At 32.3% G+C, this 13,330-nt stretch carries 14 protein-coding genes; 2 read left to right on the top strand and 12 right to left on the bottom strand.

The annotated features are described in order from the left end of the window. Window positions 1-54 precede the first annotated feature (54 nt). The 5 genes from ATE84_RS20350 to ATE84_RS20330 are packed head-to-tail and all read right to left on the bottom strand — an operon-like array spanning window position 55 to window position 4,966. A complete protein-coding gene (locus ATE84_RS20350) occupies window positions 55-1,293 on the bottom strand; it encodes a DUF1015 domain-containing protein (RefSeq protein ID WP_101449717.1) in 1,239 nt (412 codons plus the stop codon). A gap of 13 nt (window positions 1,294-1,306) precedes the next feature. Then, window positions 1,307-2,437 carry a TlpA disulfide reductase family protein gene (locus tag ATE84_RS20345; protein ID WP_101449716.1) on the bottom strand — a complete coding sequence of 377 codons (1,131 nt, stop codon included), beginning with the start codon at window positions 2,435-2,437 and terminating at the stop codon, window positions 1,307-1,309. An 11-nt stretch (window positions 2,438-2,448) separates the two neighbouring features. Next, on the bottom strand, window positions 2,449-3,045 hold the full coding sequence (locus tag ATE84_RS20340; protein ID WP_101449715.1) for a M23 family metallopeptidase: 597 nt from the start codon (window positions 3,043-3,045) through the stop codon (window positions 2,449-2,451). 29 nt (window positions 3,046-3,074) lie between these two features. Then, on the bottom strand, window positions 3,075-3,962 hold the full coding sequence (locus tag ATE84_RS20335) for a 3-hydroxybutyryl-CoA dehydrogenase (RefSeq protein ID WP_101449714.1): 888 nt from the start codon (window positions 3,960-3,962) through the stop codon (window positions 3,075-3,077). 38 nt (window positions 3,963-4,000) lie between these two features. After that, the gene (locus tag ATE84_RS20330) at window positions 4,001-4,966 is read right to left on the bottom strand and encodes a Gfo/Idh/MocA family protein (protein ID WP_101449713.1); all 966 of its coding nucleotides are present in this window, start codon (window positions 4,964-4,966) and stop codon (window positions 4,001-4,003) included. Window positions 4,967-5,117: 151 nt separating this feature from the next. Between ATE84_RS20330 and ATE84_RS20325 the strand changes: the two genes are divergently transcribed. After that, entirely contained in the window at window positions 5,118-5,759 is a 642-nt protein-coding gene (locus ATE84_RS20325) for a protein-L-isoaspartate(D-aspartate) O-methyltransferase (RefSeq protein ID WP_101449712.1), read from the top strand. Between the two features lie 44 nt (window positions 5,760-5,803). Here the strand turns inward: ATE84_RS20325 and smpB are convergent, their stop codons facing one another. After that, window positions 5,804-6,262, bottom strand: a complete 459-nt coding sequence (gene smpB, locus ATE84_RS20320; RefSeq protein ID WP_101449711.1) for an SsrA-binding protein SmpB — start codon at window positions 6,260-6,262, stop codon at window positions 5,804-5,806. A gap of 96 nt (window positions 6,263-6,358) precedes the next feature. Beyond that, window positions 6,359-6,715: a DUF3887 domain-containing protein gene (locus ATE84_RS20315; protein WP_101449710.1), complete on the bottom strand. Its 357-nt coding sequence runs from the start codon at window positions 6,713-6,715 to the stop codon at window positions 6,359-6,361. Between the two features lie 237 nt (window positions 6,716-6,952). Here ATE84_RS20315 and ATE84_RS20310 point away from each other — a divergent pair, with 237 nt between their 5' ends. Further along, window positions 6,953-7,702, top strand: a complete 750-nt coding sequence (locus tag ATE84_RS20310; protein ID WP_101449709.1) for a DUF6503 family protein — start codon at window positions 6,953-6,955, stop codon at window positions 7,700-7,702. On the opposite strand, the gene ATE84_RS20305 is transcribed toward ATE84_RS20310, so the two are convergent. The 5 genes from ATE84_RS20305 to clpB form a co-directional block, all read right to left on the bottom strand. Continuing rightward, window positions 7,699-8,214, bottom strand: coding sequence for a histidine phosphatase family protein (locus tag ATE84_RS20305; protein ID WP_101449708.1), 516 nt, complete (start codon window positions 8,212-8,214; stop codon window positions 7,699-7,701). The two genes, ATE84_RS20310 and ATE84_RS20305, sit on opposite strands and share 4 nt — an antisense overlap. Before the next feature lie 255 nt (window positions 8,215-8,469). Then, window positions 8,470-8,952: a thioesterase family protein gene (locus ATE84_RS20300; protein ID WP_101449707.1), complete on the bottom strand. Its 483-nt coding sequence runs from the start codon at window positions 8,950-8,952 to the stop codon at window positions 8,470-8,472. Window positions 8,953-9,007: 55 nt separating this feature from the next. Continuing rightward, entirely contained in the window at window positions 9,008-9,604 is a 597-nt protein-coding gene (locus ATE84_RS20295) for a TetR/AcrR family transcriptional regulator (protein WP_101449706.1), read from the bottom strand. A 104-nt stretch (window positions 9,605-9,708) separates the two neighbouring features. Beyond that, on the bottom strand, window positions 9,709-10,356 hold the full coding sequence (locus ATE84_RS20290) for a hypothetical protein (RefSeq protein ID WP_101449705.1): 648 nt from the start codon (window positions 10,354-10,356) through the stop codon (window positions 9,709-9,711). Between the two features lie 212 nt (window positions 10,357-10,568). Beyond that, window positions 10,569-13,169: an ATP-dependent chaperone ClpB gene (gene clpB, locus ATE84_RS20285; protein WP_101449704.1), complete on the bottom strand. Its 2,601-nt coding sequence runs from the start codon at window positions 13,167-13,169 to the stop codon at window positions 10,569-10,571. Window positions 13,170-13,330 lie beyond the last annotated feature (161 nt).

Raw genomic sequence — 13,330 nt, 5'->3', positions numbered from 1 at the left:
TGCTTGAATTTCAAGCATCCTTTTATTGTTTACAATTAAAAATGATTATTAATGTTAAAACTCATAAATAGTGATTCCACTTCTTAATTTTGGTTCTATATATGTGCTTTTTGGAGGCATGGTAAGACCTTCGTCGGCAATTTTTTTGATCTGTTCTACTGAAGCAGGAAAAAGCCCAAAACCAACTTCATACTCACCACTATCCACCATACTTTTTACAAATACAATATCATTTTTACCATGTGTGTATTCGATACGGGTGTCATTACGTAAATCTTCTATGTTTAGAATAGGTTTTAATACTGTTTTATACAAAACCTGAGCATCTAATTCTTCTAGAGCATCTGTGAACTCGTAAGCTGTTTTTCTAAGGTATAAAGAATAAAATTCCCCGTCAAGATACATGCTGAAATGATGAGGTTTAGAAGGTTTGTAGAATTCGATTCCTCTGTTTTCTATACGAAACCACTCATCTAACTGAATCAAAAACTCTTCTTTAGTCAGCCCATTAAGATCTTTTATCAATCTATTGAACTCATAAATTTTAAGATCAGATTCGGGAATCAGGTAGCTCATAAAAAAGTTATAAGTCTCATCTCCTTGATGTGTCGTATTGCTTTCTTTTAGATCTTGTGATAATAAATAAGAAGAAGCAGAGCGATGATGACCATCTGCTATATATATGGTTTTCATAGCAGAAAAAGCTTCTTGTATTTTATCAATAGATTGCTGGTTATCTACTTTCCATAGATAATGAGTGTCTCGATTTGTAGTTGTAAATTCATACTCTGCCCGGGTTTCTATTGTTTTTGAAATAATCTGTGCTATTACATCATTATCCGGGTATGTAAGTAGCACTGGTTCTGCATTAAACCCAACTGTTTTTAAATATTCTTTAAAAGTATTTTCACGATACTCGATTGTATCTTCGTGTTTTTTTATGATATCATTTTTATAATCTTCTGCACTAGCAGCGGCAATAATCCCACAAAATGATTCTTGTTCACGATTTACTATCTTGTATATGTAATAGCAGGAACTACCATCTTGCATAAAAATCTGATCTTCTTTAAACTCGAGATATCGATTTCGGACTAATTTATAGCGTTCTTCTCCCGAAATCTCTTTTTGGTATTTATATCCAGGATTTACGATATGTAAAAAAGAGTAGGGGTTATAGTCCATTCGGGAATCTCGCTCAAAAGAAGTATAACTTTGATAGGATCTTGAAGCAACCAAACTTACTTTATCCCTTGTTGGCCGAATAGCTTTAAACGGAACGATTTTTGCCATTATTTTTATATTGTTATTGAAATAATTCTTTGAGCTTGTTTTCTAATTGTGACCCACGTAATGTCTTTGCAACGATGATTCCATTCTTATCAATTATAAAATTATCAGGAACTCCGTGTACTCCATAAATTAATGCTATATCTGATTTAAAATGTTTGGACTCTATAACATTAGTCCAGGGTAGTTTATCTTTTTCTATAGCCTGTAACCAGGATTTTTTATCTTGCTCAAGGGATACCCCTATGATTTCAAGGCCTTTTTCTTTATAGATATTGTAGTTTTGGATTAGTTTAGGGTTTGATTTTCGACAAGGGCCACACCATGAAGACCAAAACTCTACTAACACATATTTTCCTTCGATATCAGATAATTTTACCATTTCACCTTTTGTATTGGGTAACTCGAAGTCAATATATTTATCTCCGATGTTTAGTCGATCAGGAAGAGAAAGATAATGTTTTATAGATTCACCATTTTTTGATGTTTTAATTCTATCAGAAAAATCAGCATATAATTGGGCGATCTTATCTTTGTCCAATGAAGTGCTATAAGAACTTAATAGATTAGCACTAACATAAGAATCTGGATGCTCTTTGATGAATTCTAGATTAATATTTTTGATTTTTTCAAAAATATTGTTTTGTTGTTGGATTAAAGAATCTCGCTCTTTTTTAGTGCTTCTTTCAGCTTCTAATATTTTATGTACTTCACTTATTTGTTGATAAAGACTGTCTATTCTTTTTTTTGTAACAACACTTTCTTGTTGTGTTTTTCCTCCCGAAATACTAGCATTTCTTAAATCCCCTCTTTCTGCATCGATTTTGATTTCTTGATTTTCAACCCATAAATAAAAAAAACCTTCTTTATGATTAGCTACAGAAATATATACCGAAGTAGGTTCGTCTACAGTGCCTTTAAATTCGAATTTTTCATTGATGACTATTGTTGAATCTATTTTTATGTTGTTTACACGAAAATCAAGCTTAGTACTATCAGGTATATTTTTTATTGTACCTAGAATAGTGTATTTATTAGAAGAAGTTTCAACTTCTACGGGGTTTTGATCTTTCTTTTCTGTTTTACATGAGAACAATAGGATTGCACTTAATACAATAGTAAAAATGTAGATTATGTTAGAATTCATTTTTATGTATTTTAATTGTTTTTAATAAACTCTGTTGGATCTAAATATCCAGAGCTATCATTTGCATATCCACCTCCGATATCCATAAAAATATCATTCCTGATTTCTAGATGCAAGTGAGCCAAATATATGCCATTTGCAGTACCTATAGTAGCGATTAGGGCGCCTTTTTTAACAAAATCTCCTTTTTTTACAGCTATAGAATCACAATGGGCATATATAGATTCGTAATATTTTCCTTTGTATTGATGTATAACTCTAATGACATTACCCCAGCCTCCTTTAATATCCTTAGCAAAAGAAACATATCCATTAGCAATAGCATATATGGGATCTCCCAGATCTGTATTGCCTCCTCCAATGCCGTTCCAGTCATCGCCTAAGTGGTTGTTTTTTCTAAATTTTTGGGCATTATAATACCCTTCAGCATTTGATTTGCCTATTGGGTAATCAAAATTAGAAGCGACGAATTCTGGGTTTTCCTTAAAAAGAGAAATATAGATCTGATAAGGATCCTGATTTTTATCTATAGTAACGCTGGATATCTGATTTCCATTTTTACAGGAAATCAAAGTCAAAACTATAATCAGTACCAGAATTTTGTTCATTGTAATATCAAGAAGTAGACACTAAACTATTATAGGAACTGCTTGGATACGTTCTCTGCTTTTCTGTTTTCAGAATAATCATAGAATCCTTCTCCGCTTTTCACTCCTAATTTGCCAGCCATAACCATATTAACTAATAATGGGCAAGGAGCATATTTTGGATTTTTAAAGCCTTCATACATTACATTAAGAATAGAAAGACATACATCAAGACCAATAAAATCTGCCAATTGCAATGGTCCCATAGGATGTGCCATTCCTAATTTCATAACAGTATCAATTTCTGATACTCCAGCTACACCATTATATAAAGTCTCTATTGATTCATTAATCATTGGCATTAGGATACGATTTGCTACGAATCCAGGATAATCATTAACTTCTACAGGAACTTTACCTAATGTTTTAGACATTTCCATGATTGTATTAGTTACTTCATCAGAGGTATTGTATCCTCTAATAATTTCAACTAATTTCATAATAGGCACCGGATTCATGAAATGCATACCAATAACCATTTCTGGACGATTGGTTACAGCAGCAATTTGTGTAATCGATATTGATGAAGTGTTAGAGGCTAAGATTGTGTCTTCTGAACATGCCTCACTAAGTTCTCTGAATATCTTTAACTTTAGATCTACATTTTCTGTGGCTGCCTCCACTACAAGATCTGCATATTCTACTCCTTCTTTAATATTTGTATAGGTAGAGATATTGGCAAGTGTAGCTTCTTTATCGGCTTCAGATATCTTTTCCTTAGCAATCATTCGATCCAAATTCTTTGTAATAGTAGCCAAACCTTTATCCAAAGATTGTTGAGAAATATCTATTAGCTGAACTTTAAAACCTTTTTGGGCAAAAGTATGCGCAATACCATTTCCCATAGTTCCTGCACCAATTACTGCAATGTTTTTCATGTGTGTATTGTTTATTTATATGTGTGTAAATTTTGTTTTTAATGAGTAAAACAGTCGATGATTTTTAATGCGACTTCTAACGCCTTTTTTCCTTGCTCTAGTGAAACAACTGGAGTGGTGTTATTTTTTATAGCTTCGGCAAAAGTATCTAACTCATCTAATATTGCATTATTAGAAGGAACATTAGGGTTGTCGAAATAGATTTGTTTTTTTACACCTTCAGCATTTTGCAGTATCATGGCAAAATCATCTGGTTTTTCAGGGGCATCTTTCATTTTTACGACTTCACATTTCTTTTCAAAGAAATCAACTGATATGTAAGCATCACGTTGAAAAAATCTGGATTTCCGCATATTCTTAAGAGAAATTCTGCTGGCGGTAAGATTAGCTACACAACCATTTTCAAATTCTATTCGAGCATTGGCGATATCCGGAGTTTCACTAATTACAGATACCCCACTAGCACTGATATGCTTAACTTCTGAGTGTACTACACTTAGTATTGCATCTATATCATGTATCATAAGATCTAACACAACAGGGACGTCTGTACCTCTAGGGTTAAATTCTGCTAATCGATGCGATTCAATAAACATTGGATTGTCTATTTTACTAGCCACTGCAGTATATGCCGGATTAAAACGTTCTACATGGCCTACTTGTCCTTTTACATTGTGTGCATTTGCCAAATCAATAAGTTGTTGGGCTTCTGCTACAGTATTGGTAATAGGTTTTTCTATAAAGACATGTTTACCAGCTTGTATTGCTTGTTTGGCTACATCGAAATGAGCGAAAGTTGGGGTGACAATATCTACTACATCTACAGCATTAATTAATTCTTCAACAGAATTAAAAAGTTGATACCCAAATTCTTCTACGATAGATTTAGCTTGGGTTTCGCTAGCATCGTAGAAACCTATAAGGTCATAATTTTCTGATTGTTGTAGAAGACGTAAATGGATTTTACCAAGGTGTCCCGCACCGAGTACTCCGGCTTTGAGCATAATATATTGATTTTACACAAAAATAGTATTATTTATAAATTTTAAATCCTAATTATATCTAAAATGCAAAAATTTAGTTCGAAGAAGAAAATAGTTTGCAAATCTTTAAAATCTTTATGTAATTTTAGCCTGCTAAATAACCCTTAGAATAGTGAAAGATACTCTTAGACATGCCGGAAAAAGAAAACAGTTAGTAGATGTGTTGATTAAGAAAGGAATCAAAAATAAAGCTGTGTTGTCTGCAATTGCAAAAATACCCAGACATTTGTTTATGGATTCTAGTTTTGAAGATCATGCATATCAGGATAAAGCTTTTCCGATTGCAGCAGATCAAACCATTTCCCAACCCTATACTGTAGCTTTTCAAACTGAATTGTTAGAAATAAAAAAAGGGGATAAGGTGTTAGAGATTGGTACCGGGTCTGGATATCAGACAGCGGTTTTATGTGAACTTGGAGTAAAAGTATATAGTATCGAACGCCAAAAAGAACTATTTAAAAAAACAAAATTGTTTTTATCTAAACTTGGATATAGACCAAAACATTTGTCGTTTGGAGATGGGTATAAAGGTCTGACAGAGCATGCACCATACAATGGAATTATAGTAACAGCAGGTGCTCCTTTTGTTCCTAAACCATTATTAGGACAATTACAAATTAATGGTCGTTTGGTAATTCCTGTAGGAGAAGATATCCAAATAATGACACTTTTTATTCGTAAAAGTGAAACAGAATTTGAAAAACGAGAATTTGGAGAGTTTAGATTTGTTCCTTTGTTAGAAGATAAAAATTAATTTTAACTCTTTAGATTTCAGGATGTGGTAGTTGTCTAATCAATTTATCTGAAATCTTTTTTAATACGATCAAGATTTCTTTTATTATCTCTGTCTTTAATTGTTTCTCGTTTATCATACATCTTTTTACCACGAGCAAGAACAATATTGAGCTTTGCTAATCCACGATCGTTTATGAATAATTTGGTTGGTATAATGGTTAATCCGGAGTTTTTTACTTCTTTTTCAAGCTTTTTTAGCTCTTTTTTATTGAGTAATAATTTTCGTTCACTTTTGGGATTGTGATTAAAATAAGTGGCATGAGAGTACTCTTCAATATGCATATTTATAACAAATAGCTCATTGTTGTTGAACTCGCAAAAACTCTCTGCAATACTCGCTTTTCCTTCTCTGATAGCTTTTATTTCTGTACCAACGAGTTTAATTCCTGCAGTATATTTGTCAAGGAATTCATATTCAAATTTGGCCTTACGGTTTAATATGTTGATTTTATTTGGATTCATATCTGGGTATTCAAAATACTTTTGTAAACATTTACAAAAGTACAAAGCTTTCCTGAAAGAAAGCTTTATAAGAAAAACGAATGTTTTAAATACTTTTTATAACTCTTGAAATTGTATTGTTGAAATCTTACCATTTGTACTAAGTTGCAAGTCCATAGCTAAAATTGCTTTATCAAATTCTACTTTATAACTATAAACCCCTTCAGCAGTTTCAACAAAAGTTATGTTTTTTATACTACCAAATTGTTCGTAACAACCATTAATAAAACGAGTAACCCCTTCTTTGGTCATGTTTTCTTGCATTTCTGAGGTATACATGTCAAAAATTGAATCTATTTTCTGCGCATTAAAATTTTCCTGAAAAACTTTTGTTGCACTATGATAGGTGCTTGCATCTTGAGCCAAGACCGATTGAGTTGTAAAACAGATCAAAAATACGATTAGATATTTCATAGTGTTATTGTTTGGGGGTGTTTAAAGGCTGCAAAATAATTATCTTTTTTAAAATTAGAAAGAAAATAATGTTCAATTCTGATAAAGGTAAACGTTAAAATATAGTACAGTTTAGTAAGTATAAAATTGAATTTTCGTCTAAAAAAAAGTAATTGATTGTAGCTGTTGTTTAGTTTAACAAAATTGTTACAATTATTGAAAAGAGAAAGGTTAATTTAGGTTATTAAATAGATTTTTATGCAACGTTATTTTATAGTATTGATACTTGTTTTTTCTTCAATCACAGCTGCTTTTGCTCAGTTTTCTGCTCAGGAAATAATAGATAAAACCATAGAGAAAGCTGGTGGTTCTAGATATGATAATGCAATAGTGCATTTTGTTTTTAGAGGAAAACAGTATCGAAGTAAGAGGGGAGAAGGAGTATATGAGTTAGAGAGATTTGTAGAAGGGATCAAAGGGTTAACTCATGATGTGATAAGTAACTCTGGCTTAAAAAGAACTATAGAAAATTGCCCCGTAAAAGTGGCTGATTCTTTAGTTACAAGAATAAGTGATGGAGTGAATTCAGTACACTATTTTGCAAGCCTTCCATATGGGCTTAATGCTCCAGCTGTGCATAAAAAACTAATCGGCGAATCTAGTATTAATGGAGTTTCATATTATAAAATCAAAGTTACTTTCAATCAAGAAGGTGGGGGGACCGATTTTGAAGATGAATTTATGTATTGGATACACAAGAAGAATTTTACGGTAGATTATCTTGCTTATAAATACGCAGTTAATGAAGGAGGAATACGATTTAGAGAGGCGTATAACCCAAGAATAGTAAATGGAATACGTTTTGTTGATTATAAAAATTATAAGACAGATGATCTCACCACGCCATTATATAATCTTGATAAATTATTTGAAAATAAAAAATTAAAATTACTTTCAAAAATAGAACTAGAAGATATCTATGTTTATATTGAAAGAGATTGCTGTTAGTTTATAGTAAGTACAGTATCGGTAATTATATCTCCAGTAACTTTTAGAATAAATAATTTGCCATAGATCTTTTCATCGATAGAACTATATTTCTCTTTACCAATAATTGTATTGACAAAAGTAGGTGTTGTATTACTATGGCCAACAATAACAACAGTTTTTCCTTTTGTTTTTTTCTGAAATTCAATATTATTTAAATCTCTTGGATTATATAAAGTGAGTTCTAGATTTTTACTTTTTGCAATTGGTTCTGCTGTTTTTCTAGTTCTGGTATAATCTGTTGTATATACCATGTCTATAGGAGTGTCAGCAAGCATTTTTGCCCAGTTTGCTGCTCTTTTTTTTCCTTCTGTAGTAAGTTTAGGATCTCGATTTTTTGGATCGCTAAGATCTTTTTCGGCATGTCTGACAAAAAAATATGTTGTAGTTACAGATTGTTGTTGAGATGAGTTGTCTTGAGAAGAACAAGGCCAAAAAGAAAGAAAAGCAAATAAAATTAATATAGATTTCATAAAGTAAATTAAATACTATCAGGTATAAAAATAGTTATAATAAAAATAATACAAACTTTTTTATACCTGATTAAATTATTCTAACATTCCCATTTGCCAAATAACGATACCCATTGATAGAATAGCAATGATAAAAAATCCTATATATATGTACGAGCTTCTTCTTTTGTTAGAAGAACCTAAATCGCCAGAAGATTTCATATGGCCGGTTTTAAATGGTTACGTTCTATATAAGACGAATAAATAATGAAAATGTTACACTTTTTGTGGTTTTAATTGTGAAATTCTTTCCTCAAAATCATTTGTAGGGATAGGTTCTAGTATATTTTGAAATAGCTCCATGAGTTGTTGATCGTGATTCCAGCGTTTTTGTTGCAATAAATTAAAATGTACAAAGGAGCTCCATAGTACAGCTTTAAGCTCGGTTTTATCATGGTTCCACATTCTGATTTCTACATGTAATTGATTTTCAGTATATCGTATAAGTTGAGAATCAATAACAACATTCTCCATGAGTAAAGCGGGTTTTAAATAAGCAATCTGATTTGTGCCTACGACCCAACTTATGCCTTTGGTTTTTGCAAGTTTAAAAATATCAAGGTTATAGTATTTGTCAATCTGATCTTCACGTGCATTGATCATATAATTAATATATGCAGCGTTATTAAGATGGTTGAAAGGATCACAATCCTGAAACCTTATTTTTGCTTTGCTTTCTGGTACTTTGGTTAATGTCATAATTCATTGTATTTTTTATACCAATCGGTATATTTATAGTTAAAAAAAATGATAATTATCGTTTGAGTTTTTTATGGATCATAGTATCTATCTGACTCATAGTTTCTAATAGATAGCTATTGTCTTCCATAGTATGGGTCATAAAAATGGCACCGGTTATCATGCTATATAGCTGTTTTGCGTATAACATTGAATCTATTTCTTCTTTTATTTCTTTGCACTCTTTTCCGGCTTCAATAAGTTTAGCTACATTATTTTGGATTTTGGTAATTGCAGATTTTACATGTTTAAAAAGGGCGGGAACCTGATATTTTGCATCTACTCCCATATTGAGTACAGGACACCCACCTATCTCTTGGGTATAGTTGTAATAGTTTCTATAAAAATCGGTCACTAAAAATAATTTTTCAATAGGAGACTTACTTAAAGATTGATGATCTACTATTCGGTCAATCATATTCCCTTCGGTCATCTTAAAAGCTGCAATAGCGAGTTCTTCCTTATTTCTGAAATTGCCGTAAATGGCACCTTTGGTAAGCCCGGTAGCTTTGGTGATATCACTCAAACTTGTAGCGGCATATCCATTTTTGTTAAAAATGGGGGCTACGGTCTCGATGATAAATTCTGCTGTTTGTTCGGCTTTGGTAAGCATACTTTGTAAAATATATATTCAAATATATTAAAAAATACCGAACGGTATATTTTTTAACAAAACTTTTTTCGACATATTAATGAAATACTAAAATGGGGAGAAACCTAATTTTGACCAATATTACCGTAAATATGATCTAAAGGCTCTGTGTTGGTAATACTTTTAGGAAGGTTGCAAGCATCTTCGATCTTCATTTTTTGGAAATCTAACAAAAGATCAAATTTTTCAAGAGCAATCTGTGCTTGATCACATCCTACATTTATATTTCTGATGTTGTTAGTTCTGATTCTTTTTGGACTACTACTTCTGTTTTCAAAATCTTTGAATTGACACTTTATAACATTTCTATCCTCAAAGTAAAAACGTTCTTCAAGTGTTAATACAATATTTACCAATCTACGCCTACCAGAGCGATTTCTTTCATACTCCTTATACCAAATCTTATGTGTAGCGTATTGAAAAAATAATTGATCATCCCAAATATAGAATTCATCTCTATACTTAACATGTCCTTGTGCGTAGGTATGAATGATATGTTTTAATTCTGTGCCGTTATAGTAAAAAGTAAGTGATCCTTTTTCTGACGATTCATTACATGAATAGTCTGTGTGATGTTGTCTAAGTGTATTGGTGTCTACTAATTCTCGGATTAATTGATATTTATTTCTAATATCAGATAAGGCTCCCTTTTTACTTTGGCTCTGGGAGATGTGTGAAATTAATAGAAGTGCAAGCAATATGGTTGGTCTCATTGTGAGAGCAATGTACTTAAAACCTTGTTTTTTTCTTTATTTAGTTATTAACTATTGTAGGAATAATTCTGTTAACATCTACGGTAAAACCGTAATCCATGCAGCTCGACAAAATATGACGTTGTTGATTTTTTTGTTAAAAACTAATAGAGCTATTGATTTATTTTAAACCAATAGCTCTGTTTTTAAGTAAAATTACTTTTATTTCTGGATTAAGAAACCAAATTTTCTTGATTTCTGAACACTAGATTATCATTAAATTCATCGAGCAAAATTACACTCTCTGTAGAGACTTTTCCCGCTAGAATTTCTTTTGATAGGGTATTTAAAACTTCTTTTTGAATAGTTCGTTTAACAGGTCTTGCACCAAATTCTGGTTGGAAACCTTTTTCGGCAAGATAAACTATAGCTTGTTCTGTAGCATCCAAAGTTATGTGTTGCTCTGCTAACATTTTAGAAACGTGATTCAATTGAAGTTTTACAATTTCATTTATATTAGCTTTGGTAAGTGGAGAAAACATAATAATGTCATCTATTCTATTTAAAAACTCTGGGCGAACAGATTGTTTTAATATCCCTAATACATCTACTTTGGCAGCTTCCATAGCGGTATCCATGTCTTTAATGGTTTCAAGTTTTTCTTGAATAATATGACTACCCATGTTACTGGTCATGATGATGATGGTATTCCTGAAATCTGCAACTCTACCTTTGTTGTCTGTTAATCGACCTTCATCCAATACTTGTAATAATACATTAAACGTATCTGGGTGTGCTTTTTCTATCTCATCGAGTAAAACTACAGAGTATGGCTTTCTTCGAACAGCTTCGGTTAATTGTCCTCCTTCATCATATCCTACATATCCAGGAGGTGCTCCCATTAATCTACTTACGGCATGACGTTCCTGATATTCGCTCATATCGATTCTGGTCATGGCAGTTTCGTCATTAAAGAGGTATTCTGCCAGTGCTTTTGCTAATTCTGTTTTACCAACTCCAGTAGTTCCTAGAAACAAGAATGACCCTATCGGCTTTTTTTGATCTTGTAGTCCTGCTCGACTTCTTCGTACAGCATCACTAACGGCCTGTATAGCTTCGATTTGCCCAACAACACGTTTCTGGAGTTCTTCTTCAAGCACCAATAATTTTTCGCGTTCACTTTGTAGCATTTTGGTTACTGGTATCCCTGTCCATTTTGCTATTACTTCTGCAATATCATCATTGGTAACTTCTTCTTTAATAAGCGAAGATTTACTTTGCTGTTCATTCAACTGTTTTTGTAATTCATCCAGTCTTTCTTGAGCGTCCTTTATTTTTCCATATCGTAATTCGGCGACTTTTCCATAATCTCCATTTCTCTCTGCGCGTTCTGCTTCAAGTTTATATTCTTCAATATCTGTTTTTGCATTTTGAATAGCATCTACAACCTCTTTTTCACTTTGCCATTTTGAGAAAACCTCATTACGTTCTTCTTTAATATTTGCAAGATCTGCATTAAGTACCTTTAGCTTGGTTTCATCATTTTCACGCTTTATGGCTTCGATTTCGATTTCAAGTTGCATAATCTTTCTATCGAGAACATCTAGCTCTTCGGGTTTAGAATTAATTTCCATTCGTAGCTTAGAAGCAGCTTCATCCATTAAATCAATAGCCTTGTCGGGTAAAAACCTATTTGTGATATAACGCTGGGATAATTCTACTGCTGCAATTATGGCTTCGTCTTTTATACGTACTTTATGATGTGTTTCATACTTTTCTTTAATTCCTCTAAGAATAGAAATGGCACTCTCTGTATCTGGTTCATCTACTGTAACTTTTTGGAAACGTCTTTCCAGAGCTTTATCTTTTTCAAAATATTTTTGATATTCATCTAGGGTTGTGGCTCCAATTGCACGAAGTTCTCCTCTTGCCAAAGCAGGCTTTAGAATGTTTGCTGCATCCATTGCTCCTTGACCACCACCTGCACCTACCAAAGTATGGATTTCATCGATAAATAATACAATGTCTCCGTCGCTTGAAGTTACTTCTTTTACAACAGATTTAAGGCGCTCTTCAAATTCACCTTTAAATTTGGCACCAGCAATTAAAGCTCCCATATCTAAAGAAAAAATTTGTTTGTTCTTTAGATTTTCGGGAATATCTCCGGCGATAATTCGATGAGCTAACCCTTCGGCAATAGCAGTTTTACCTACTCCGGGTTCACCAACTAGCATTGGGTTGTTTTTGGTACGACGAGATAGGATTTGTAATATCCTTCTGATTTCTTCATCACGGCCTATTACAGGATCTAATTTTCCGCTTTCTGCCATTTCATTAAGATTTTTGGCATATTTGCTCAGGGCCTGATAGGTTTCTTCTGCACTTTGAGATGTTACTCGTTCACCTTTTCTGATTTCATTAATAGCTTCGCTTAAATGTTTTTCTGTTACTCCTTGATCTTTTAGGATTTGTGCAATCTTACTTTTAGATTTAAAGATAGCAATCACTAGGTGTTCAATAGAAACATATTCGTCATTCATCTTCTTAGCAATAATACTTGCTTCATTTAATGATTTTCCTGCTTCTCTGGATAACTGTATTTCTCCGCCAGAAACCTTAGGAAAACTTTCTAATGTACTATCAAGAACTTGTTGTAAAAGATTGATATTTACATTTAGTTTTTTAAGTAAAAATGGAAGCACATTTTCATCCACACTAAAAATAGCTTTAAAAATGTGTTCGTTTTCTATTTGCTGATGTCCAAAACCTTGTGCAAGCTGTTGAGCTTGTTGTATGGCTTCTTGTGATTTTATAGTGAAATTATTAAAATTCATAGTTTCTTATTTTGAGTTTCATAATAAAGAATCAAATAATATTCCTACTTAGGAAATATGTCAAATTGTCTTAATATTGCTTAATTTTACTGACTTTTTGGCTTATTGTAAAGTTACAGATTTTGTAACGACCAATATATGATTATAGTCAATTTTAAAAA

Origin of the sequence: Aquimarina sp. MAR_2010_214 (genome assembly GCF_002846555.1) — a bacterium.
Taxonomy (GTDB): Bacteria; Bacteroidota; Bacteroidia; order Flavobacteriales; family Flavobacteriaceae; genus Aquimarina.
This window is presented reverse-complemented; position numbering and strand designations above follow the sequence as displayed.

What these genes read in the sequence shown, in the direction of transcription:
- ATE84_RS20350 (WP_101449717.1), bottom strand. Translation starts at nt 1,293, where the DNA reads ATGGCAAAAATCGTTCCGTTTAAAGCTATTCGGCCAACAAGGGATAAA.
- ATE84_RS20345 (WP_101449716.1), bottom strand. Translation starts at nt 2,437, where the DNA reads ATGAATTCTAACATAATCTACATTTTTACTATTGTATTAAGTGCAATC.
- ATE84_RS20340 (WP_101449715.1), bottom strand. Translation starts at nt 3,045, where the DNA reads ATGAACAAAATTCTGGTACTGATTATAGTTTTGACTTTGATTTCCTGT.
- ATE84_RS20335 (WP_101449714.1), bottom strand. Translation starts at nt 3,962, where the DNA reads ATGAAAAACATTGCAGTAATTGGTGCAGGAACTATGGGAAATGGTATT.
- ATE84_RS20330 (WP_101449713.1), bottom strand. Translation starts at nt 4,966, where the DNA reads ATGCTCAAAGCCGGAGTACTCGGTGCGGGACACCTTGGTAAAATCCAT.
- smpB (WP_101449711.1), bottom strand. Translation starts at nt 6,262, where the DNA reads ATGAATCCAAATAAAATCAACATATTAAACCGTAAGGCCAAATTTGAA.
- ATE84_RS20315 (WP_101449710.1), bottom strand. Translation starts at nt 6,715, where the DNA reads ATGAAATATCTAATCGTATTTTTGATCTGTTTTACAACTCAATCGGTC.
- ATE84_RS20310 (WP_101449709.1), top strand. Translation starts at nt 6,953, where the DNA reads ATGCAACGTTATTTTATAGTATTGATACTTGTTTTTTCTTCAATCACA.
- ATE84_RS20305 (WP_101449708.1), bottom strand. Translation starts at nt 8,214, where the DNA reads ATGAAATCTATATTAATTTTATTTGCTTTTCTTTCTTTTTGGCCTTGT.
- ATE84_RS20300 (WP_101449707.1), bottom strand. Translation starts at nt 8,952, where the DNA reads ATGACATTAACCAAAGTACCAGAAAGCAAAGCAAAAATAAGGTTTCAG.
- ATE84_RS20295 (WP_101449706.1), bottom strand. Translation starts at nt 9,604, where the DNA reads ATGCTTACCAAAGCCGAACAAACAGCAGAATTTATCATCGAGACCGTA.
- ATE84_RS20290 (WP_101449705.1), bottom strand. Translation starts at nt 10,356, where the DNA reads ATGAGACCAACCATATTGCTTGCACTTCTATTAATTTCACACATCTCC.
- clpB (WP_101449704.1), bottom strand. Translation starts at nt 13,169, where the DNA reads ATGAATTTTAATAATTTCACTATAAAATCACAAGAAGCCATACAACAA.